13 protein-coding genes are annotated in these 22,269 nt (G+C 41.6%); all 13 read right to left on the bottom strand.

Translation table 11 applies throughout. The annotated features are described in order from the left end of the window. Positions 1–160 precede the first annotated feature (160 nt). Positions 161–1,264, bottom strand: coding sequence for a DUF1513 domain-containing protein (locus QQK06_RS11070; protein ID WP_284244736.1), 1,104 nt, complete (start codon positions 1,262–1,264; stop codon positions 161–163). Between the two features lies 1 nt (position 1,265). Further along, positions 1,266–3,515: a TonB-dependent receptor family protein gene (locus QQK06_RS11065; protein WP_284244735.1), complete on the bottom strand. Its 2,250-nt coding sequence runs from the start codon at positions 3,513–3,515 to the stop codon at positions 1,266–1,268. A gap of 39 nt (positions 3,516–3,554) precedes the next feature. After that, positions 3,555–4,718 carry an imelysin family protein gene (locus tag QQK06_RS11060; protein ID WP_284244734.1) on the bottom strand — a complete coding sequence of 388 codons (1,164 nt, stop codon included), beginning with the start codon at positions 4,716–4,718 and terminating at the stop codon, positions 3,555–3,557. Between the two features lie 8 nt (positions 4,719–4,726). Next, a complete protein-coding gene (locus tag QQK06_RS11055) occupies positions 4,727–6,145 on the bottom strand; it encodes a di-heme oxidoreductase family protein (protein ID WP_284244733.1) in 1,419 nt (472 codons plus the stop codon). 3 nt (positions 6,146–6,148) lie between these two features. Then, positions 6,149–7,828 (bottom strand): di-heme oxidoreductase family protein, encoded by a 1,680-nt coding sequence (locus QQK06_RS11050; protein WP_284244732.1) that lies wholly within the window; start codon positions 7,826–7,828, stop codon positions 6,149–6,151. A 97-nt stretch (positions 7,829–7,925) separates the two neighbouring features. After that, entirely contained in the window at positions 7,926–9,314 is a 1,389-nt protein-coding gene (locus tag QQK06_RS11045; RefSeq protein ID WP_284244730.1) for an imelysin family protein, read from the bottom strand. Positions 9,315–9,666: 352 nt separating this feature from the next. Beyond that, positions 9,667–10,641, bottom strand: a complete 975-nt coding sequence (locus tag QQK06_RS11040; RefSeq protein ID WP_431313660.1) for a sterol desaturase family protein — start codon at positions 10,639–10,641, stop codon at positions 9,667–9,669. 358 nt (positions 10,642–10,999) lie between these two features. Next, positions 11,000–13,225, bottom strand: coding sequence for a TonB-dependent receptor family protein (locus QQK06_RS11035; RefSeq protein ID WP_284244728.1), 2,226 nt, complete (start codon positions 13,223–13,225; stop codon positions 11,000–11,002). Further along, positions 13,225–14,463 (bottom strand): imelysin family protein, encoded by a 1,239-nt coding sequence (locus tag QQK06_RS11030; protein WP_284244727.1) that lies wholly within the window; start codon positions 14,461–14,463, stop codon positions 13,225–13,227. The genes QQK06_RS11035 and QQK06_RS11030 overlap by 1 nt, the downstream gene beginning before the upstream one ends. Positions 14,464–14,558: 95 nt before the next feature. Next, positions 14,559–16,334: a DUF4856 domain-containing protein gene (locus QQK06_RS11025; protein WP_284244726.1), complete on the bottom strand. Its 1,776-nt coding sequence runs from the start codon at positions 16,332–16,334 to the stop codon at positions 14,559–14,561. 298 nt (positions 16,335–16,632) lie between these two features. Then, complete coding sequence (gene prsT, locus QQK06_RS11020; RefSeq protein WP_284244725.1) at positions 16,633–19,386, bottom strand: XrtA/PEP-CTERM system TPR-repeat protein PrsT; 2,754 nt, start codon at positions 19,384–19,386, stop codon at positions 16,633–16,635. Positions 19,387–19,645: 259 nt separating this feature from the next. After that, positions 19,646–21,838, bottom strand: a complete 2,193-nt coding sequence (gene feoB, locus QQK06_RS11015; RefSeq protein WP_284244724.1) for a ferrous iron transport protein B — start codon at positions 21,836–21,838, stop codon at positions 19,646–19,648. After that, positions 21,838–22,062: a FeoA family protein gene (locus QQK06_RS11010; protein WP_284244722.1), complete on the bottom strand. Its 225-nt coding sequence runs from the start codon at positions 22,060–22,062 to the stop codon at positions 21,838–21,840. Before QQK06_RS11010 ends, feoB begins: the two co-directional genes overlap by 1 nt. Between the last annotated feature and the right edge of the window lie 207 nt (positions 22,063–22,269).

Below are 22,269 nucleotides of genomic sequence, written 5' to 3'. Positions count from 1 at the left end.
TGGAACAATGTCACAACTAAAAATACTTGAAGGCTTTTTCAACTCTGACTATTAAAGCTGAAAAGAATGGGCTAACCATCAAGTGAGTTCATAGTAATGAAAGAATCCATCACAGTCAACACAAATAAGAATAATTTTTATTTAGATTAAAGTTCTAAACTTACACGGCCTGAATATGAGTTAAATGATTGTCCCATTTTAAATGAGTAAAGCGAGTTTTGAATTCATGCTCTGCCGCATTTAATAAAAATTCATTGGTTAAATACCCTTTACCACTTGAGGCGTATAGCTGATCCGTTTTAGTTAGTCCCGCACCGTCCGCTAATTTATGTTTACTGATAAAACGATTATCAGCTAATGACCATAAGGTGATCAAATCAGCCCGTGGACAACTCACCGCCACTAACTGATTATCATCATCGACACAAATACTGGCAGTATAGTGATTCATCTGTCGCCATAGACTGTCTTCAGCACTAAGTGGTGTTAACTGAGACTCGCCAGAGTGGCTGATAACTAAGGGCACTAAATCAGTTTTTGCTCCCTGATATTGCAAACCGGCAATCACTTTTCCTGACTGACTGACATCCAGGTGCCTGATACTTAACTGCTTATTATCCAGTTGATAACTTTCCAGCACTTTCCCCGATAGTAATGACATATAAGCCAAGTTAGGGTCCATAGTGTCCAGGTTAAGTTTTTGTCTTGGCATATCCGGATGAGTCTTAATGCCCCCATTAGCGATCACTAAAGTTTCATTATCTGGCATCAAGGCAATTTCATGCGGCCCTATACCTCCGGAATAATAACGCGCCAGTTGCTGGTAACTATCAGCATCACGCACTACTATCTGACCTTCCCCGGTGCTGAAATAATTTTCACTGGTTAAAATGACGTGATGCTTCGCCCAATAAACACCATGGCCATAAAAATGGCTATCATTCTCGGGAGTAACTTGCTTAACCACTCTAGCATTAACAAAGTCTACTTCTAAAGCAAACATGCCAGGACGACGAGCAAATACCATGGCGTGACCAGGTTTGTGCGGCAATGCAATAGCGTCATGGCCTCGAGCCGGTAATGCAATTTGATTAATCACATTACCAGCAAGATCAAAGGCAGCAACATAGTGCTGCCCTGCTTTATCACTGCAGGCACTTACAAACCAACTACTCTTTGCTTTAGCACAGCCGAGCAGGCCAAAATTACTGGCAACAAATCCCGCTGCTGCCCCTTGAATAAATAAACGTCTCGAAATAGCCATGTTAAAAACTGTATTTCACTCCTACCATTGCCTGACGAGGTTTGCCTGATCTCGCACCAAATGGGCGACGTGACACCAGTGCCGCTTCATCAGTCACATTATCCAGTTTAAAATACGCTTTTAGCTCAGGGTAAACTTGATACCAGGCAGAAAAATCAAGCTGCTGCAATTGTTCGGTCATCATTCCTTCTAATTCAGTGCCATAACCGGCGGCTTCCGGCATAGCATCCAGGTGTTTAAATAATAAGGCAGCTCGCCAGTTTTCATGCGCCAGCGCAATCTCGATACTCAGTTGATTTTCAGGTAAATATGGCAAAGGGTCTCCCGCTTGCACATGCCCCCACTGTGAGAAATAACTTTGAAATTCGTTTTGAAATTCCGCATCGGTATAGGTATAAGCAATACTAATCGGCATGGTCAAGCTCTGGCTAAGCACAAACTCAGTATTTAGATTAGCTTCAATACCAAACACTTCGACCGCACCACCATTAAATTCCTGATCTAAGGTTTGATCACAACCAGAAGAGAAAGTACAAGTACCTTTCAGGTTTGTATAATCATTAAAAAAACCGATCATCTGCGCTTGCAGGCCATTATCGCTATAGCGTAAACCAAACTCGTAATTCCAGCTTTCTTCCGGATCTATATTGGTTTCCTGACCTGGGCTATTAGGCACATACCCTTTATTAACACCAAACAAAGCACCTAGCTGTTCATTAATACGATAAAACACGCCAAAACCTGGTAACACTACCGTATCTGTTACATCGGTTTCCGTACCTATTAGCTTATCTTTTGCTTCGCCGTTAATATGTTCAACCCGCAAACCAGCAGTGACATTAACATCACCAAAATCTAAGTTAGCATTGATATAACTGGCTATGGCAGTCGCGGTATCTTTATTTTCAATTGCGGTTTGCTGAGCGACTCCTGCCAGCTCTAATTGCTGATTACGCATCAAATACTGATCAGCCCGGTGATGACGGTCAACCTGATCCTGATGAAGTCTCAAACCGATATCCAACGCCAGATCCGCATTTAGCCAGCGACCATCCCAAAGTAATTTTGATTCTATGCCCTGAGAATAATATTGACGATCATTTAAGGTAAAGATCAGGTTTTCCTGCGCTGTTAACGAATCACGCTGCCCGGTTAATACTTCCATAAATAACGCATTTAAACCGGTATCAGGCGAAGATAAAATCGTCTGCATGCTGCGGTTGGTATTAAAGTTATTGAACTTGTCCCAGTCACGGTCAAAATCACGACGATATGCTTGAGTATATATGCTGGTATTACCATCGAGTTCAATATAGTGTGACAGCTGAAACTGATAATGTTCCCAGTCCATTTTATCATTTTGCGAAGCGGCATAGCGGCGATAAGGTGTTTTTTGGAAATCCCCGTCACTAAGGCCAAGGTAACTTTCATGCGACACTTCTTCCGAATAGCCGAGTTTAAACTGCCATAACTGGTAATAATCGCTGTTTTTCGGAGCAAAATTAACTTTCGCTAAAAATTCATTCTTATGAAAGCCGGTATTACCGCCAGTATCCAACTCTTTAAAACCATCTGAATTAATAGTCAACGCTTCGACTAAATAACCGAAAGTACCTAAATCCGTTGCCTGATGATGACCACTGTAATAACCATGCGCTTTTTGATAGTTATCTTCACCATAGGCAAGATCGAGCTGCCCCTGTGCAGGTTCAGCTGTAGACACAATCTGACGCGACAACATATTAATTGCGCCACCAACCGTATTTGGTCCGTATTTGATCGCAGAAGGTCCTTTAAATACTTCTACCTGAGACATTCGTGACATCAGTGGAAAATAATAGGCCGCCGGCGCAGCATAAGGTGCCGGTGCGATCAATATTCCATCTTCCATTAACGCCACTTTGCTACTGCGCTCGGTCGTGGCACCGCGTAACCCTATGTTTGGACGTAAACCATAGCCATCTTCTTCACGTAAATAGACCCCAGGCACAGATTGTAGAACCCGGTGAATATCATCAAATTCAAATTGCTCTAACGCCTGTTGATCAACAATAAACGCCGAACCGGTCGCAGTTTCCAGCTGATTACGCTGTCCAAAAATGCTGATCACTTCTACCTGCTTATCTACTGTTTTTTCATCAGCAGATTTACCGTCAGCATGCTGGTCGGCAAACGCAATAGTGCTAGATGCAGATAATGCCCAAACAAGCGCTTGAGCTAAACTTGAGAACGACTTTTTCACAAGTGTCATAATAAAAATTTCCGTTAAAAATTAACTAAAAGGATTAAATCAATCACCGTCATTAGAGTTAAAACCGATATTGATATCCGTTGCCTGAACAAATTCAGTGGTCACTAAATCACGAAGTTCACGAACGTCCTGTACTAACGCTGTTAAGGTCTCACGAGCCTGCTGCTCATTGAGTAAGTCGGCAAAGTCCCCTTCAAGGCTATTTGCAGTAGCAATAGCATCATCAAGTGCCGCCAGCATGTTAGTTGCTATCGCCTGCTGTTCCAGATGCTCGGTCAAAATATTGTCAAAACCATGACCATTACCAGCATTAAATAGCGCTTTAAATGACAATAAGTTAGCCTGAATACTCGGCAATGCTTGTTCACTTAAAACATATTCGCTAATTTCTGGAATCCCTGGCGCACTGATAGCTAACGGTTTCAAAACTTTTTCATCTTTGACTTTTTCTATTTGTTCGAGCCAGTTAGTCACCAGTTCTTCAACCGCATCCTGATGACCGGTAAAATCACCCGTTCCTGATGAAACTTGCTCAATGTAGTTGCCACCTGTACTCAGCCAGCCCTGATAAACCTCGCTTGAGATATTGAATAAGTTTTCTGAGATGGCGGTCAGTGCCTGACAACGCTTTACCTTATCGCCAGCAGTTAGCAGTGATTGCTCGCCGGTTGAATAAAGCAATAGTTCGAGCGCTGGGATCCCTTGGGCACCTACCGGCTGCCCGGCGACCAGTTCAGCCGTTAATGCATCAGGCTCGAGCAATAGGTTGCCGAGATTACGGGCAACAGCGCCGTTATTATCTGGCCATAGCTGTACTCTGAATAATCGGCTGTTTTCAATAATAGGACCGACCTTAACCCATTGCACCGTTTGCCAGCTTTGGTTGAATTCAGCCCAGGCAGTTTTTACCGATAAAAGATCTGTGCTTGCCGGTGAAGTTAATGCGCAAAATGTCTGGCTAGCATCCACCAATTCTGTTGCTTGTTGTTGCATAGCCAAATAACCGGGCACAATAACATTGGTACTAACGTCTGTCAGCCAGGCAGCAAACTCACTGTCAATAGTCGCTGTAGGTGTTGTTGGGGTAGTAGGTGTGGTCGGTGTTGTTGGACTCGTTCCGCCAGACGAGCCGCCTCCACCACCACAAGCAGTTAATAACGCAGTAACAAGTAAACCATTGAGTACTTTCATTTTAACAGTCATGGAATATCCTATATCGAATTTACAAAACGCACTAATGCCTGGCGCTCTGCTTGATTAAGTTGAATAAAATACTGACGGCTTTGTTCAGCTTCACCGCCATGCCATAAAATTGCTTCGCTAACCGAACGGGCGCGGCCATCGTGTAATAATCTTTGCTCGCCAACAATGTCGGCTTGCAATCCTATGCCCCATAGCGGTGGAGTCCGCCATTCCTGACCAAAGGCATCAAATTCCAACATACCATCAGCTAAATCAGTTCCCATATCATGTAAAGCTAAGTCGGTATATGGCCAGATTTTCTGACCTGCGATAGCCGCATCAGGATAATCCTCTGCAATGTCGTAACTCGGGGTATGACACAAATGGCAACCACTTTGATAAAACAAGGCTCGTCCATGTTGTACTTCTTTTTGTTCGAGATCTCGCGCTGGAGGCACTCCTAGCAAGCGGTTAAAACTTACTACCAAGTTCAGCAATTTGTCCGGAATTTCTACTGAGCTATGTCCGCCTATCTTCGCGGCACGTTGGCAATTAACCTGCTGTTGAGTACAGCTTTCTTCAGTAAACAAGTTATTGGTAATACCGATATCATCACGAAACGCGGCAGCAATTTGCTGTTTAAGAGATGGCTGCTTTGCTTTTAAACCAAAACGTCCAATTAACAGCTCACCGGTTATGACATCTAATACCCGATTATATTTAGCAGAGATACCATCCTTATCACTATCTGCAATATCTTCCTGCTGTAGTAGATCCTGCTCACTGATAGCATCCAGTAGCCCTACACCATAAATATTTGGTGATAAACGTGGCGAAACCGTCACTTGTTCAGGCAAAGGCCCAAACGCCATTTTAGTCAGCTGATAATGAGGTCTGGTTAATTGGTAGTTTTCGCCATCAGCAAAACTTGAACGCTCTACGCTCTCGTCTAACTGTAACCAGGCTTCACCTTGAGGCTTGTGTTGCGCTTCTCCCTGATTAAAACGAATCGCCCTTGGCTGAATTTGCCCACCATAAGCATGGTTATTTGCATAATTGGCAATAGTGGTACTACCAACCCGCAACACCAGTGAAGTAGGCAGTGATTCGCCTGATTGACTCATCTTTCCGCGACTGCCATCACTATGACAGGCAATACAGGAACGGGCATTAAACAACGGCCCTAAGCCATCACGATCTTTAGTCGAACTTGGCGCGATCACCCAGGGGTCACGAAATAATGAAAAACCGGTCCAAAAATCCAGCTGTTGCTGCTTACTGGCCGCTTGCCCCGCAAAAACATAACTACGTTTAGACAAGCGTTTATGGGTCATTTTACCGCCAGGCTGCCACTCAGCCTGAGAAAATTCAGGCACCTCAGTGCGTGAACAGCCACCGGTAAATAAACTCAGCCAGGCTAACAGCCATAAACAACCACTCACTCTCATTGCTTATAAACTTCCCAGGAAAGCAAGTAATTGCTGACGTTCTGTTAATGATAACGCCATAAAAGCTTCTTTACTGGCCTGAGCTTCACCGCCATGCCACAAGATAGCTTCTTCGATGGTGCGTGCCCGGCCATCATGCAGGAAAGTTGATTCAGGATTTACCGTTTGCACTAAACCTAAACCCCATAACGCCGGAGTCTTCCATTCACTACCGGAAGCATCACCTTGAACCAGACCGTCAGCCAAACCTTCACAGCGTTGAACATACAGGCATTGTTCACTATCGTCATGACAAACCTGCTGATCAATCGTCTCCCTGGTAACCTGACAACTTCCGCCCATATCATGCAATAACAAGTCGGTATACGGGAAAATAGTCTGCTCAGACAGCATGGCAATTGGTTCGGCATTGTCTTGCAAACCCGTCAAAGTTAACTGCCCCAAAACACTGCCCGGCGCAATGCCAGTGACATGTCGAGGGGTATGACAACCGACGCAATTACTGGCGAAAAACAATTGGCGGCCGGCCTTGATATCATCTTGCCAGAGATTATTGTCTGCATCATAGCCACGGCGCGCCGGTACCCCTAACACCCGGGTATAAAATTCCACTAATGCAAGTTCGCGATCAGTAAAATCAACCTCTGTACCGACTTTAGATTCCTGCTCCGCAATCATTTGACAGGCAATTTGTTGTTCAGTACAAGGTTCACCAGAAAATACGCTGGTTGAGATACCGATATCACCATTATAGGCACCGGCAGTTTGTTGAAGCACCGTTGGATTTTGCGCCTTATAAGCAAATCGACCAAGCTTCTGCTGACCCGAAACAGCTTCTGTTACCATAGATGCACGGCCAGAAATGCCATCACCATTTGCATCATTTTCATCGGCAAGTTTTAAAATATTCTCGGCAGGGATCTCCGCCAACAGACCAACACCAAAAGCTTGTGGCGCGACACGCGGTGAGAAATGAATATCAGCTTTAAATGGACCAAAACTTAAATCACGAACTTTATAAATTGGTTTTCTCAGTTGATAACCATTGCCATCTGGGTATTTACCCTCAATCATTTGATATTCAACGAATGGAAATGCTTCACCATAAAGTTCAGTACCGTTTACGGAACCATTATGTAGAGATAGACCCGAATCAAAATCTGCTGAAGTAAAGCTTTGTTCAGCAAATGGTTGAATTTGATCGCCATAAACAGGATCTGCTGCGCCAGTGTCATCACCTATTTTAACCAGCATACTTAGCATGGGATCTAAAGGCGTTTTAGGTACTACGCCACGGCCATCATTTTCATGGCACCCCTGACAGGTTCCGGTATTTAGCAATGGGCCAATATCACTGTGTGGTGTACGAAATAAGTGATCACCCGAGGTAAAAAAACCGTCATGCTGAAAGTTATCGGCAATTGCCTGAGGGCGAGTACTGAATGCATCTTTATTAGCTACAAACAAGGTAGCATCACCACCAGCTAAATATTCCTGTTCACTGATTTCATCGGCAACTAATGGCGTCAGGCCACTATGATCTACTATCGGTGTCGGTGTTGGCGGCTCAGTAACTGGCTCAGTCGGCTCAATTGTTTTTCCCCCACCTGACGAACCACCACAAGCCACTAAAAATAAATTTAAACAAACAGCTAAACTCAATGTATTTATACGTTTTTTCACCTTACCACTCACTTTGAATAATTCTCATTTACGATGATAAATAAGCAAAAAATAGGCACTAAGGCCTATTTTTTGTTCATGAAGTATCTATTTAATATTAAATATCTTCTTCAGTATCCTGTCTTAAGTCGTTGGTGCTAACACCTAAGGCATCGATCACTTGCTCGATAACATCAGTTTGCTCTACTAGCGCGTCAATTACAGCGACGACATTTGGCTGATCTATACCTTGTTGAATAAGAACATCGAATGGCGTACCTGTTTTTGCCTTGGTATCGATAACCGCTGCCGCAGCCATGGTTGACTCTAATGCGCCACGTAATTCATTAGCAAGTTCGTGATGACCTTCTTTCACTAATAAATCATGAATCGAAGCCCCTTCAATCACTTCGCCATTGATGCGAACATAAGAGGCGTTATAAGTGTTTTGTACACCCTTAGCGTTTAAGAAAATGTCTCTATGAGTATTATCACTAAAACATGAATGTTCATCTTCCTGCGAGTCAGTCGTTAACGCGATATTGATGCGCTCGCCCGCTAATTCACCAAAACTTAAGCGCCCCATGCCTTCAAGCATTTTTGCTAACGAAACATTACCTCCGGCAATAAAGGCTTGATAATGCTCACCGGCACCCGGTGCCCAGGCGTTTACTACAGGTGTTAAATCCGCAATTAATAGCTCAGTCGCTGCGATCAGATACTGACCTCTACGTTGACAAATTTGTTCATCCGCTGCCATTTGGCCAGAAGTACAACTACCAGGTGTAGTGAAATAATCTGAAACCGGACGCTGACCACCTGATGCATCACGAGGACCAGCACCAGCAAAATCCTGATTTAAATCCTGACCCCATAATAAAAATTCAATTGCATGATAACCGGTAGTGACATTACGCTCGTCTTCACCAAATTCAAAAGTAGAAGTTAATGTCTCGGCATTGATCACCGGAAATTCGGTAATGTTGGCAATAATATTATCAGCTAAAGCATTTGCAGGACTTTCCGGACCGGAATCACCATCAACCACAGGTTCAACATAATCAATGATCGCTTCACCTAGCGGCCAGGCATTTATTTTACCTTCAGGGCCTTCGCCATCTTCAAAAGTGCCATCGGCTTTCAATGCATCGATTGGTCCTTCACGGAAACGATAGACTTCTGTTTGTCCATACGGTTCACGTGCCGCCAGCCAGGCTTGTTTTGCTGCAGTCATAGTTACTTCACTTGGAGCAGCCACTAATTCATTAACCGCATCACGTAAATCCTGCGCACTAATTAGCGCATCAGCATAGGCAGCATAAGCGATATTAGCATTAGTTTTTAAAACATCGTCGCGAGTAACAAAACTGCTAACTCCGTTTGTGCCATTTACGCCAGCAGCACCGGCTTGTCCTGCAGCGCCATCTTCGCCATCATCAACACATGCAGTTAACGACATCGCCATTAGCAATGCAGCGGAAATTTTTGTTACTGAGCTGAACTTCATTGTAAACACCCTAAATTAAATACAAATAAGAATTGGTATCATTAATATTATGGTGTGGATACTAACTAAGTTAAATAACAAGATCAATAAGAATAACAATAATTCTCATTAAGAAAGCGATATTAAGGAAATTTAATGACTATCCAATTGAAAATAGCTCTTAATGGTAAAGGTAGGGCTGTCTTAATAGATCTATTTCTGCAATGAAAACCAATTACAGATAGCAGCTACTAAATTTCCAGCTGCTAATCGCCTGATGCTCACAGCCTCTTGATTATTCGTTGAGCAACAGGAATTACCCCACAATGCAGCACTGGCACATAGAGCTATCGCGATAAAAGAGCTATTTTATTTAGCTTTTAAAACGCCTCTTATGCCAAATACGTTGCCATGCGTGTTTAAAAGGCGAGAAATAAATGTTGATTAGCTTGTCATGCTCAGCGGTTTGTTTACCGATACCGATAGTGAGTTCTTTAACCTGAGAAGCCAAGGTAAAACAACCTGCTATGCGATCCCATATGGATAACGCGGAACCAAAATTTGAATGGCAAAGTCTTGGTTCGTCACTATGATGGATTTGATGCTGCGCCGGACTGATTAGCCAGCGCTCGACTTTATCGCCCCATGACAGCCAGATATGGCTATGACGTAAATTCGAACCCATAATATTAAAGGCAAAGACAAAAATATTAGCGCCGACAATATCAATCATTTTTAATGTTGGACCAAGGAAATAGTAACAAAGACCAACCACAAAGCCCTGAGTTAACGCCATCCGGCAGGCATATAAATAGCTTTCTACCGGATGAGAACGATAAATGGTAAAAGGTGTTAAGACCCGCGCCGAATGATGCACCTTATGAAACTCCCACAATATCGGGATACGATGCAAAATATAGTGTAAATAAAAGCGGGTAAAATCATCAAAAATAAACAAGCACAGTGTAAAAACTATCATCACGGAAGTGGCTGACAGTTGCAGGTACTCTATTTTGCCAAATACAGTTTCCAAAAAGGTTGTTACCCAGATGGCAATCGGTGCCATGGTCAAAATGACCATCGGAAAAAGCGCAGCTTTGATTAGCTTATTGATCACTAACAAGGCGTAATCATTACGGGCAGATTGTGACAGATAGATTTTTTTCGGCATTAAAAATGAGAAAAAGCCGATAGCCGAAGCTGCTTGTTGCTGTTTTTTCGCCTGCAATAAAAACACTGGCACGGCAAGCAAGATGGCAGAAACTAAGTAACCCCAGTAAATGCGCTTATTGGCATCAAACAGGTACTGGGTTAATTCCTGCATATTGGCCGATAGAAAATCAAACACTGTCATTTTACCCGATAAAAACCAACTAATTCGTTAATATTACATCCTCGGCTCTGGCGTCCTGCTTCGCCCTACCTCCTGCATCCATGCAGTCGTATACAGACACGAAATGATGCTCCTGCAATTTCACCATTGCCTGCATGGACGCAGGTACTTAGTTTTTGTCAGGAACAAAAAAACTGACCGTACATCCTATACATATACGCTCCTGTTCGTCCTGAACCCGCGTTATACCGTACATCCTATACATATACGCTCCTGTTCGTCCTGAACCCGCGTTATACCGTACATCCTATACATAAAAAAGGGATAGTGTATTGATCTATCCCTTGTATTTATCCATTAATGTCACTCGCAACTAAAAACTGTACTGATAACCAATAAAGGCTTGCTGTGCTTTGCCTGGTCTAGCACCATAAGGACGGCGACTGATGACTTCCTGTTCATCCATCAAGTTATCAATTTTTAGGTAAAGACTACCATAATCACCTATTTCATAACTGGCAGAAACATCAATCACTGTATGGGCTTCGGCCATTACATCGGAGAGCAAAACATCATCACCCGATGCTTCAAGCATATCATCAACATAACGTACAGTAACGCTCACTTGCCAAGCACTCGCCGCTAACCCAAGATTAAGTGATAACTGATTCTCTGGCTGATAGGGCAAATTATCACCTTTCTCAATAATCCCCCACATTGGAAAATCCGAAGTGAAGGCGCTGGAAAATTCAGATTGAGTATGGGTGTAAGTTAGCGATACTGGCATATCAAACAGGCTATTAAGAGCAAAGCTATGTCCTAGTGTCAGCTCTAAGCCATAAACTACAGCTTTACCACTGTTATACTCTGCATCAAGGTTATCCCCACAACTAGCCGCCGCCGAAAATGAGCAGCTTTCCTTAAGGTTTTTTATATTATTATAAAAAACTACCGCTTCAGCCTGAGTGCCATTATCTTTATAGCGTGCGCCAAGTTCATAATTAACGCTATTTTCTATTTCAACTACCGGATGCTCTTTAGGGCTGGTTGGGATAAAACCTTCATGAACGCCAAAAAACATACCGGCTTTGTCAGAAAACTTATAAAAAGCACTAAAACTCGGTAACCAAATTTTGCTGTGTTTTTCCAGCCAGTCATCTTGTTGCCCTGGCGCTTGATTTTGATATTTTGACTGAAAAAACTCACCACGCACACCCAATGTCATTTCAAGATCATGATAAAATATTTTATCTTTAATAAAGACCGACCAGGCATCTGTTTTCTCTAAATTAGTGGTGGTTGCAATCGTTTCACTGCCATCTGATCGCAACTCAGCACTTTCCATCAAGTAAGCATCTTCGGTATGACGACGCTTAATTTGATCCTGATGGAATCGAACGCCAGCATTGAATTCATGCACCAAGCCGAGAAAGTCATAGTCTAGATATAATTCAGATTGAATCCCCTGAGAATAATACTTGCGATTATTATCACCTAAAATAATTTTCTGATATTCCTTTTCGCTATCGCGAACACCTGTAAGAATTTGATAAAAATCAGTATTGATTTCATCATCAGGATTGGCCAAAATCTCCTGTAAATCACGATGAACTAGACCGTTTTTAAAGCCATTAATTTTATACCAGGAACGTTTAAAATCATTACGATATATCCTGGTAGTAACATCAAACCGCTCATTACCAATAAAGTGCGTCAATTGAACTTGCTGATGTTGCCAATCCATTTTATCTAGCTGGCTGGCAGCATAACGACGATTAGCATTTTGTTGAAAATCTTCATCGGTTAACCCTAAATAAGTTTCATCTGAAATTTCATCAGCGTAAGACCATTTAAGTTCAACTAACTGACTATAACCATTATTCGACAGATCATAATTGAACTTGGTCATCACATCATTTTTATCAAATCCTGTATCACCACCACCATCAAGCTCCTTAAAGCCGTCAGACTGAAGGTGCACCACCTCCACTAAGTAGCCAAATCTACCATTAGTATTACCATAATAACCTTTAGCCTTCTGATAGCCATTACTGCCCAATGAAAAATCAACTTCGCCCTCACTACCATCAGGAATATGTCGGGTAGTCATATTAAGGGCTCCAGCAACAGTATTAGGTCCATACTTTATTGCTGCCGGTCCTTTAAATACTTCCAAGGCGGTCATTTTATTCATCATAGGAAAATAATATGCCGCAGGCGCTGAATATGGTGCAGGACCAATCAAAACACCATCTTCCATCACGGTAATTTTTTTACTACGCTCAGGTGTTGCGCCACGAAAACCAATATTAGGGCGCAGACCAAAACCATCTTCTTCTCTGATATTGACGCCAGGAACGTTATATAACACCCGGTTAATATCATCGAATTTAAACTTTTCCAATTCTGCTTCACCGATTAATGTCGCGGAACCTGATTCAGTCCGTAATTTTTCATCATGGCCAATGATCTGAATACGCTCTAAGTATTCTTTATTCGCCGTATCTATATCACTATCAAGGTTATCTTCGGCAATTGCTCCATTACAAACGCCAGCAATGGCTAATGCCAATAATGATTTGCTTAACTTATAATTCATTAGTCATTATCCCCAGCAGAAGTTTGCGGTAACTCTAATGCTAAGCTGTTGATAAAATCCGTTTTTAGCTTATCTGTCACTTGTTTAATATTTTGGTGTGTTTGTTCAGCTGTTGCAGAATCTGTCACTAATGTTTCCGCTAGTGATGCTTGATAACTCGATGCCTGATTAATAGCGATTTGCACATCAGCAACAATCGCATCCGCAGTATCTTGTGCCTGTTCATCGATAAGGTAATCAACAAAACTAGTGCCAGCATTACCGGTCAGCAACTGATCAAAGCCTTTTAGGTTATTAACAATATGGGTAATCGACTGATGGGCAAAGCCAGACTCAACCGATTCAGGACAAATCACCGAACCACATTCATTTAATATATAACCTAAAGGCTCAGCTAATTTTCCGTCTTTGGTTTTACTATCAAGATAAAACATCGCATCACTGATATGGTTAACCGCATCATGTGGTGTTTCAATATTACTGTTTGCCGTGCCCGCCTGTTTTAGCTGATTAGCATAGCCATCATCTGCCAGCCACAATGCAGTAAGTTCACTAGCGCTATGATGAAGATCAATTGCTACTTCACTGGCAAACTGACAACGAGCAAGCTTACGATAACTTTCCGTTTGATTATTCCAGTTATCCGGCGCGCCCGTTTCACAACTATCCGACAATTCGTCATTAAATAATAAATATTCAAGTGCCGCTAAGCCACGTCGTGTCGCCGTTCTTTTACTAATATCATAAGGCTGACCATTAACTTCGCCGGCTTTAAAAAACACCACATCATAATCAACCGCACATGAATTCACATTTGGCCAAGAGTAAATATTATTTCTCAGCAAGCTATCGTTTTCCAGCAAGGGGCCTAATTGCATCACTTCTGCTTGTTGCCATACTTGCATGGCATCTTGCCATGCCTGCTGTGCAGCAATTTTTTTGCTAGTAAGCTCGGTAGCTTCAATCAAGGCATCGGCATACTGTTCTTCTGCCTGACAATAGCTATCAACTGCAATGCTCTGGCCTTCAGCCTTAACGACAAACTCTTCAAACGTTGGGGTAATGACATTATCAACCAAATTAGTCACTAACTCAGCTTCATTAAAGCTGGTATCTACAGGCGTTGAATTACCATAGCCCTCTCCTGAGTTGCTACTGGTACTTTCTCCACAGGCACTGATAACTAAAGCTAGAGTAACCATAGTGGCTAGCGAACTTTTAGAAAACTTAGCGAACATGATATCCCTTGATTTTATTGTTAACTTAAAACAGTAAAAGCTTGGTACCGAGGTACCAAGCTTTTTCTTTATAATTTTCTTAGTAGCGAAAGAGATTACCAGTTAGTAACATTTTCCGCATCAAAACTATAGGCAGCCGCTATAATATCACGAGCTTGTATCAATTTAGTTTGATATTCATCAACATCTGCTACCGTTAATACTGGCGCGTCGCCAACTAAACCATGCAAAGTTGCAAAGTCTTGATCTGATAACGGCGAGTATGGGTTAAACTGTAACCCTAAAGCAAAACCTTTTAGCTCTGACCAATGTTTAGCCGTATTGCTATAACTAAATTCGTCTGTACCTAATTTTGATAAATCACTGCTCACATCATTGATGTAATGAACAACCGTAGCTGCAACCGCATTTTCCCACGCGTCTATTGCATCTTTAGCATAGCCTTTTAAGGTTTCCATTTGCTCATCAGTTAACGCATGACCAGCATTGTCATTGATCAAGGCACGGCCAGCTAAAAATGCCGACATTGCATCGGTAGTGTAATCGGTTGGATTGGTATTTGACTTAGTCCCACGATCACGTTTTGCGGCATTCACTGAGTTACCAAAATTAAACTCAGCAGTTAAATCAATTTCACCATCGCCATCACTGTCATGCTTGCCATTCCAATCTGCACGGCCATCATCATCAGAGCTCACTTTGCCTGCTAACTCATTATCGTTATATTCTAGATAATCACGGGCAGCTCCAAAATAACCAAAACCTTCGTCAAACTGGTGCTCTAAATTAGTGTATGCTTTGCCAGAAACTGCACCGGTATTATCAGTTAATAAACCTTTGCTGCCTGTTAAATCATTACCATAAACATCAACAGCTTCATGACCAAAATAATCATCAGTGGCTTGTGAATAAGCAACTGACATTAGTAAGAACTTCTGAATTAATTGTTTTAGATCGGTACCGTCAGTATTGATGTAAAACTCGGTAATCGTATCACCGGTATCAGATACACGATTGTTTCCAACAGTTAAGTAATAATCAACGTTATCAGCTAATTGTTCAAAAAACATATCAACTAAGGTTTCTGGTGTAAATGTACCTTGTGTCCCCCAACCAATAAATGCATCACTTGCAACATCTTTATTACCCCAAGCTTTGTGCTGTCCTTTCTCATCGCGACCAGCTATTTTCCCTACCAAATTTTTGTGGCTGCCCGAAATATCTGTAATAAAGCCTTGCTTGGCACCTGAGGTAAAAGTGATCGGGAAGTTATCGTATTGCTCTTCTGTGGTGCGGAAGAATTTGTTTAATCTGTCTAACACATCCTGTTTTGAAGTAATAATATCGTCTTCAACTTCAGTTTTTAAGGTACTGCCGATGTAATTGTTTAACTCGGCAATTAATACGTGACGAGCAATTTGTCCTGAATATGAAACACTTGAACCGTCTTCAAATTTGCTAGCAAAGCTATACGTATCTAGGACATCATTAACGTCAATAGTTAGCTCTTTGGTAAATGACAAACCACCGTTATCAGTCACAGTAACATTCACCTTGTGTGATGTTGCTTGTTCAAAGTTTACTTGTTTTCCTTCGGCTAACATTAGTGTACTGCCATCAACAGTAAATAGCTCACCTTCAACAGTATAAGTGAACGTATCACCACTGTTTGCATCTGTTGCCGAGAATACACCGATTTCAGCACCTGCTACGTTTTCGTCAACACTGTTAGCGCTAATTGAAATATCTGTTGGTGCTGTATTGCTTGGCGTTACCGGAGTATCTTTTTTAGAAGAACCACCACCGCCACATGCGGTTACTGTAAATAAAGTCACTAAGGTTGATGCTAATAAGCTTTTCTTGAATGTCATGCTAAATCCTAACTGGCTTAGTATATTTTTTGTCATAAATTGTGTGTCGGGGATGCTATCACAAACCGACACACTAATACAAATGAGAATGAATGTTATTTATAACAGTGTCACTATTATTTGATCTAAAACAATAATTTAAACATGTGCGTTCAACTCAAGAGATTAAAATGACAGTATTGCTCCCACATTATTAGCTCAGCACCTTGCCAGAACAAAGCTCATTAAAGCCCAGACATTTCACTGCTGGGCATTTAATAGTTTTAAGGTTTATTAATGTAAAATAAGTGACAATTAGCTATGGTGTAATACCAAATTGTTTTTTCAGGCTAGTAACTTTTTTGACGGATGCCGGTTGCTTCATTGTTCTTTGACTTAGCTTACGCTGTGCCAAGGTTTTTTCACCATTAAGCAATAACGCTTCGACATAATTTAAATAGATTTCTTCTTTCACATTCTGCTGATTAACGGCACGCGCCAAGTGCTGCACTGCCTGACCATAATCTTTTTGTGCCAGATAAATACGCCCAGCAGTATCGAGCACATCAGGCATCTCAGGTCGAATCGCTAACGCCCGCTCAGCGTACTCTTGTGCCTTATCAAGCTGCTGACGTTCCAGATAGAAATACGCCAGATTATTTAAGGCAATAAAGTTTTTGCTATTTAAGGTTAACGCATGCTCATAGCTTTTAATCGCGCCATCAACATCATTGGCAATTTGCAACTGTGCATACTGCATTAAACTTTCACCATCGCTAGGATGGTCTTTTACATGCTCGGCTAAAAACTCTCTCGCTTGCTGTTGCTGCCCTAAATTACGTAAACATAGCTGTATTAACCTTACATTACGTGCTGATGGTTGTGCCTGATAAGCCGCTTGCAGATTAGGTAAGGCATCTTTAAATTGCTCGTCCGCCAGTTGCAGTTGACCTTGTAACCCTTTAGCAAACGGTGAAGTCTTTGCTTTATCTTCAAGTGTGGTAAATGAAGCACGCGCTTGCTCAAGTTGCCCTTTAATTAACTGAAAATGAATATTAAATAAACGAACTTCAAGGTTATTTTTATCTTTTTGCAAATAATCACTACTGATCACTAATGCTTTGTCATATTTCCGCTGACTGTTGAGCAGCACCAAATTACTGATCACTGCTTCTTTATTATTTGGCTCAGCTTCCAGCCACTGCTGATTTAAACTAGTCAGCTGATCATATTGTTTCGCTTGATAATATGCCTGGCTGAGCGTTTGCCAGTATATTTGTGGAGCTCCCTCTTTTGGAAAGTCGCTCAGGGTATCTATACTGTCCTGATATTGCTTTTGATAAAGATACGCTTTCGCCAGTAACAACCGTAATGCTTGATTGTCAGGATTTTGTTGCTGCCGAGATTGAATTAACTGAAAAGCTTGTTGCTGGTTGTTATTAGCAACGGCAAAGGCATAGTATTTTACTAAAGCACCGATATGGTTAGGTTTTTCAGCCAAAATATGTTCAATACTTTGTTTGGCACTTGGATAATCTTTTTCAGCAATCGCAAGTTCCGCTAACGCCATATGCGCACCAACATACTTTGGATCTTTCGCTAATATCTGTTGATATTTCTGCTTTGCTAATGCTTTATTCTGTTGATGCACATACACGGTTGCTTCTAACATTAACGCTTGGAGATCACCACTATCATCAGCTTGCCAACGCTTTGCTAGCTCAAGCGCTTTATCATATTGCTTAGTTGATAAATATGCGGTTGCGAGTGTTTGCCGGGTAAAAGCTTGCTGCGGCTTTTTATCTAAAGCTTGCTCTAACTTAGCAATACCAGAAACGTCATTTAATGATAATTTCAATAAGCCTAAACGAGTCAAGTCTGCCGCTGATTCAGCTGTTAGTTCATCAGACTTTTCTAAAATCATTTTTGCTTTATCAACATCGCCACTTTTTATCAGGGCTAGGCCTACCGTTGATAATAAGGCATTGTCTTTATCAGATAAGCCTTCCAATGCTGCCATCGTATCACCGGCTTGTTCACTTAACCCCAACCGTAACTGACTAGCAGCCAGCATACGTAACGCTTCATGATCTGCGGGCAAATCTTGTGCAATCAGAGAAAGATGCTGATGAGCTTGTTCAAAGTCATTCATCTGGTAGGCTGAATAACCAGCGAGTAATCGTAATGCTGGATCGTCTGGCGTAGCAATAATTGCCTTTTCCGTAAACGCCAGCGCACTGGCCATATCTTTGGCATTGTAACGAGCAATACCTTTCAGCTGATTCAATAAACCATTGTTTTCATTAATCGCCAACAGTTTGTCAATTAAAGGTTCGGCTTCTTCAGTGCGATTCAGCTCCACTAATAACCGAGAGGCAACAAACGTCACTTCATTATCTTGAGGGTAATGTGACAAATACGCTAAATAAACGTCTGCTGCTTGAGCTAGTTGCCCGGTCCGAGCAAACAAAATTGCTTGTAATTTTAACGCATCTCCTTGCTTGGGGTGCTCCTTGATAATGGTCGCTAATTGCTCTAGTGCAGCATCCGTTTGCTCTTTTATCACTAATGAATAAACAAAGGCCAATTGTTTAAAAACAGATGCCGTCTCTAATAACTGAATTTCTTCGATTAAGGCATTAACTTTCTCTTGCTGATCCAAGCGAAACATCGCCTGTAGCTTATAAAACGCTACTTCCGCCGATTGCTCTGCCGACAGGCCATCGTCTTTATGTGGTAACTCTAACAGAGCGACATCTGAGCGGGACTTTTGATAAGACTTAGATAATAAAGGCAGTACTTTTGCACTTGGATACTTGAGTTCTAGCGCCTTATTAAATTCTTTTTCGGCACTCTGAAAAGCACTTTGCGCAAGATAAATTTTACCTAATAAAAAACGCGCTTCTGCTAATTCAGGTGATTGTTTAATCGCATTTTTTAACTCTATTGATGCCGCCTGATACTCTTGCTTATCCATTAACTGCTTCGCTGAGTTGAGGTATTCATCACTCGACTTATCGGAGCAGGCAGCAAGTATCACTATACTGATTAACACTAAAACACGAGCTAACATTCCTTTATCCCTTCTTATATTAATAAATTTGCTCTAGGAGTTGTTGAACTTTCAGTTTATAACTCTGGCCTTCCTAGAAAGCTCAGCAACCATTAATAGATAATAACAACTTTTTCTTATTGAGCCTATGTTATCAAGTATTAACTTAAAATTTACAATTTGACCGAAGAAAAAATAGCAAAAAGAAAAGAGAGAGTAATACAGGAAGGTAGGTGATACAGCTTAGTATTATGGCTGTACCACCTCAAAAGTTCGCGCCTTAAGAATAGTACACTTTCGTTGGGATGGTTAACACTTTACTGCCAACACGTTTCAAAGTGTAATAAATCAAGCTAAACAAGCCGATCACTAAAGTAATAACAGTAAGTGAGACCGCTGGCTGACTGGCAAAATTACCCAATTGAAAACTTAAACTTGCCATCAAATACGCCAACGTAAAACTCCATAATGCAGCAAAGCTTGCCCATTTCGTTCCCACTTCATTTTTAATCGCCCCCATAGCAGCAGCACAAGGAGTATACAACAAGATAAATAACAAATAGCTAAAGGCACCTAATTGCCCAGCAAAAGCGAGTTGCATAGTGGTTAAAGTTGATACTGCTACTTGCTGCTCCTGCGCCGCGATCTCAATATTAGAGACATCACCTATGTCAGTACCTAATGGATCATCCGGTTCAATACCCAATAAATTTTCTTTAATACTTGCCGTGGCATCCTGCCAAAGCTCAGACAATGGTGCGAGTTGTGCCTGTCCTGCAGTTTTCGCCGAATATAAACTGTTAAAAGTAGCAACTAATGCTTCTTTGGCAAAGATACCAGTAATAATACCAACACTGGCCTGCCAATTATCTTCTTTAACCCCCATAGGTGCTAATAGCGGTGTTATCACCTGAGCCCCCTGACTCAAAATAGAACTATCAGTATCCTGATGACCAAATTCACCATCAGTTCCAAGAGAATTAAAGAAATTTAAGCAACAAACAACTATAACGATTGTTTTTCCCGCTCCGGTGATAAACGAGCGGGTACGCTGCCATACCCTTTGCAGCAAGTAACCTATTTTTGGCATTTCATACAGTGGTAGTTCCATAATATTATCTGAACTACGCCCCTGTAATACGGTAGCTTTCAATAACAAACCGGTAAACACCGCCGCAGCAATGCCAATAAGATAGAGTACAAAAACAATATTTTGCCCTGACTCAGGAAAAAATGCGGCAGCGAATAAAGCATAAACCGGTAAACGGGCACCGCAAGACATAAACGGAGCCATCATCACTGTGGTAATGCGTTCCCTTTCACTATCTAAAATTCTTGCCGACATTACTGCTGGTACAGTACAACCAAAGCCAACAATTAACGGCACAAACGCTTTCCCTGGCAAACCAACTTTCTGCATTATGCTATCAACAACAAATGCCGCCCGTGCTAAATAACCGCTACTTTCCAATAGCGACAAACCGATAAATAAACTGGCAATAATAGGAATAAAGGTCGCCACCGTTTGAATACCGATGCCAACACCTTCAATTAAGGTCAACAGCCACTGCGGCAGGCCATACTGACTAAGAAACTGCGTTGGGTAATCGACAAAAATCGCGCCAGCCAAAATATCAAAAAAATCAATAAATGCCCCGCCAACATTAATGGCAAACATAAACAATAGATACATCATGCCGAGAAAGACAGGAAAACCCAGTGCCGGATGTAAAATAAAATGATCGATTTTATCACTCAAGCGTAGCGAGCTGCTGTAGCGTAAATTCGCTTGTGCCAGTGCGGCATCAATAAAATGATTACGGATATGCATGATCTGAGTAAGATCTGACTCACACTGACATTTGCCATGCTCTGCTAGTAAACTCTGTTCATATGCCAACAAGGTCAGTGATTGCTCACTTAACTTATCAGCAAGAGCTTTATCCGGCTGTAAAGCGATAGGAGGTTGTGACAAATGTTTTAAATTATTAAGTGCAGCGAAAACATCCGTTATTGTCTGGTTAGCCAGACTATTGGCACGGATCACCGGACAACCTAGCTCTTTAGCAAGTGCGCTAATATCTATGTCTTGTGCTTCTTTACGGTCCGACTTATTTAACACCACCAGCATCGGCAGACCGAGTTCTCTTAATTGAGTCGTTAAATACAATTGCCGCTTAATTTGTGTCGCATCAACAACATTAATTAAATAATCGATCTTATTGTTAGCAAGAAAATCCAAGCTAATTGACAAGTCCTGACTCTGTTGTTCTCGCTTAGCTAATGATGAAATCCCTGGTAAATCTGACAAACGAGCACTTTGGTTAGCAAAGGAGCATTCTCCCTGCTTAACTGAAACCGTGACACCACTCCAGTTACCGGTTTTTTGTTTTTCTCCGGTCAGAGCATTAAAAAGTGTCGTTTTACCGGCATTAGCAAAACCAACTAACGCAAGGTGTAAATTATTCGACATTACACTAATTCCACATTTATTTGCTTAGCAATATCTGCAGGTATACACACTTTCGTACCGTGCAAATAAAATGCTAATGGTCCATTAAAAGGCGCTCGATGAGCTAATGCAACCTCGGAGCTAAGAGAAAAACCTTGTTCAATAAGTTTAGTAGTGAGTTCTATATCAGTAGGCAAAGTCTTAATTCTTGCTTTTTGTGCCGCCTTTAATTGTTGTAACGTCATCTTCACACACCAACAAATAATAATGATTATCATTTATTTTAACGAAATTGATAAAAATCAACAATGATTAATTGCAGGTAATTTGATCTACTTCATATTAATTAATTGTATTGCTAAACAGGCTTTTACGGCTAAGCTTTAATCAGTAATATAGCAATGTTGTCATCTTCAACTAAGTAGGTTAACAAATATGCATGGAAGGCGTTC

Source organism: Thalassotalea insulae, from assembly GCF_030161395.1.
Lineage (GTDB): Bacteria > Pseudomonadota > Gammaproteobacteria > Enterobacterales > Alteromonadaceae > Thalassotalea_E > Thalassotalea_E insulae.
Note: the sequence above shows the minus strand (reverse complement) of the source record. Positions and strands in the feature narration are given on the sequence as shown.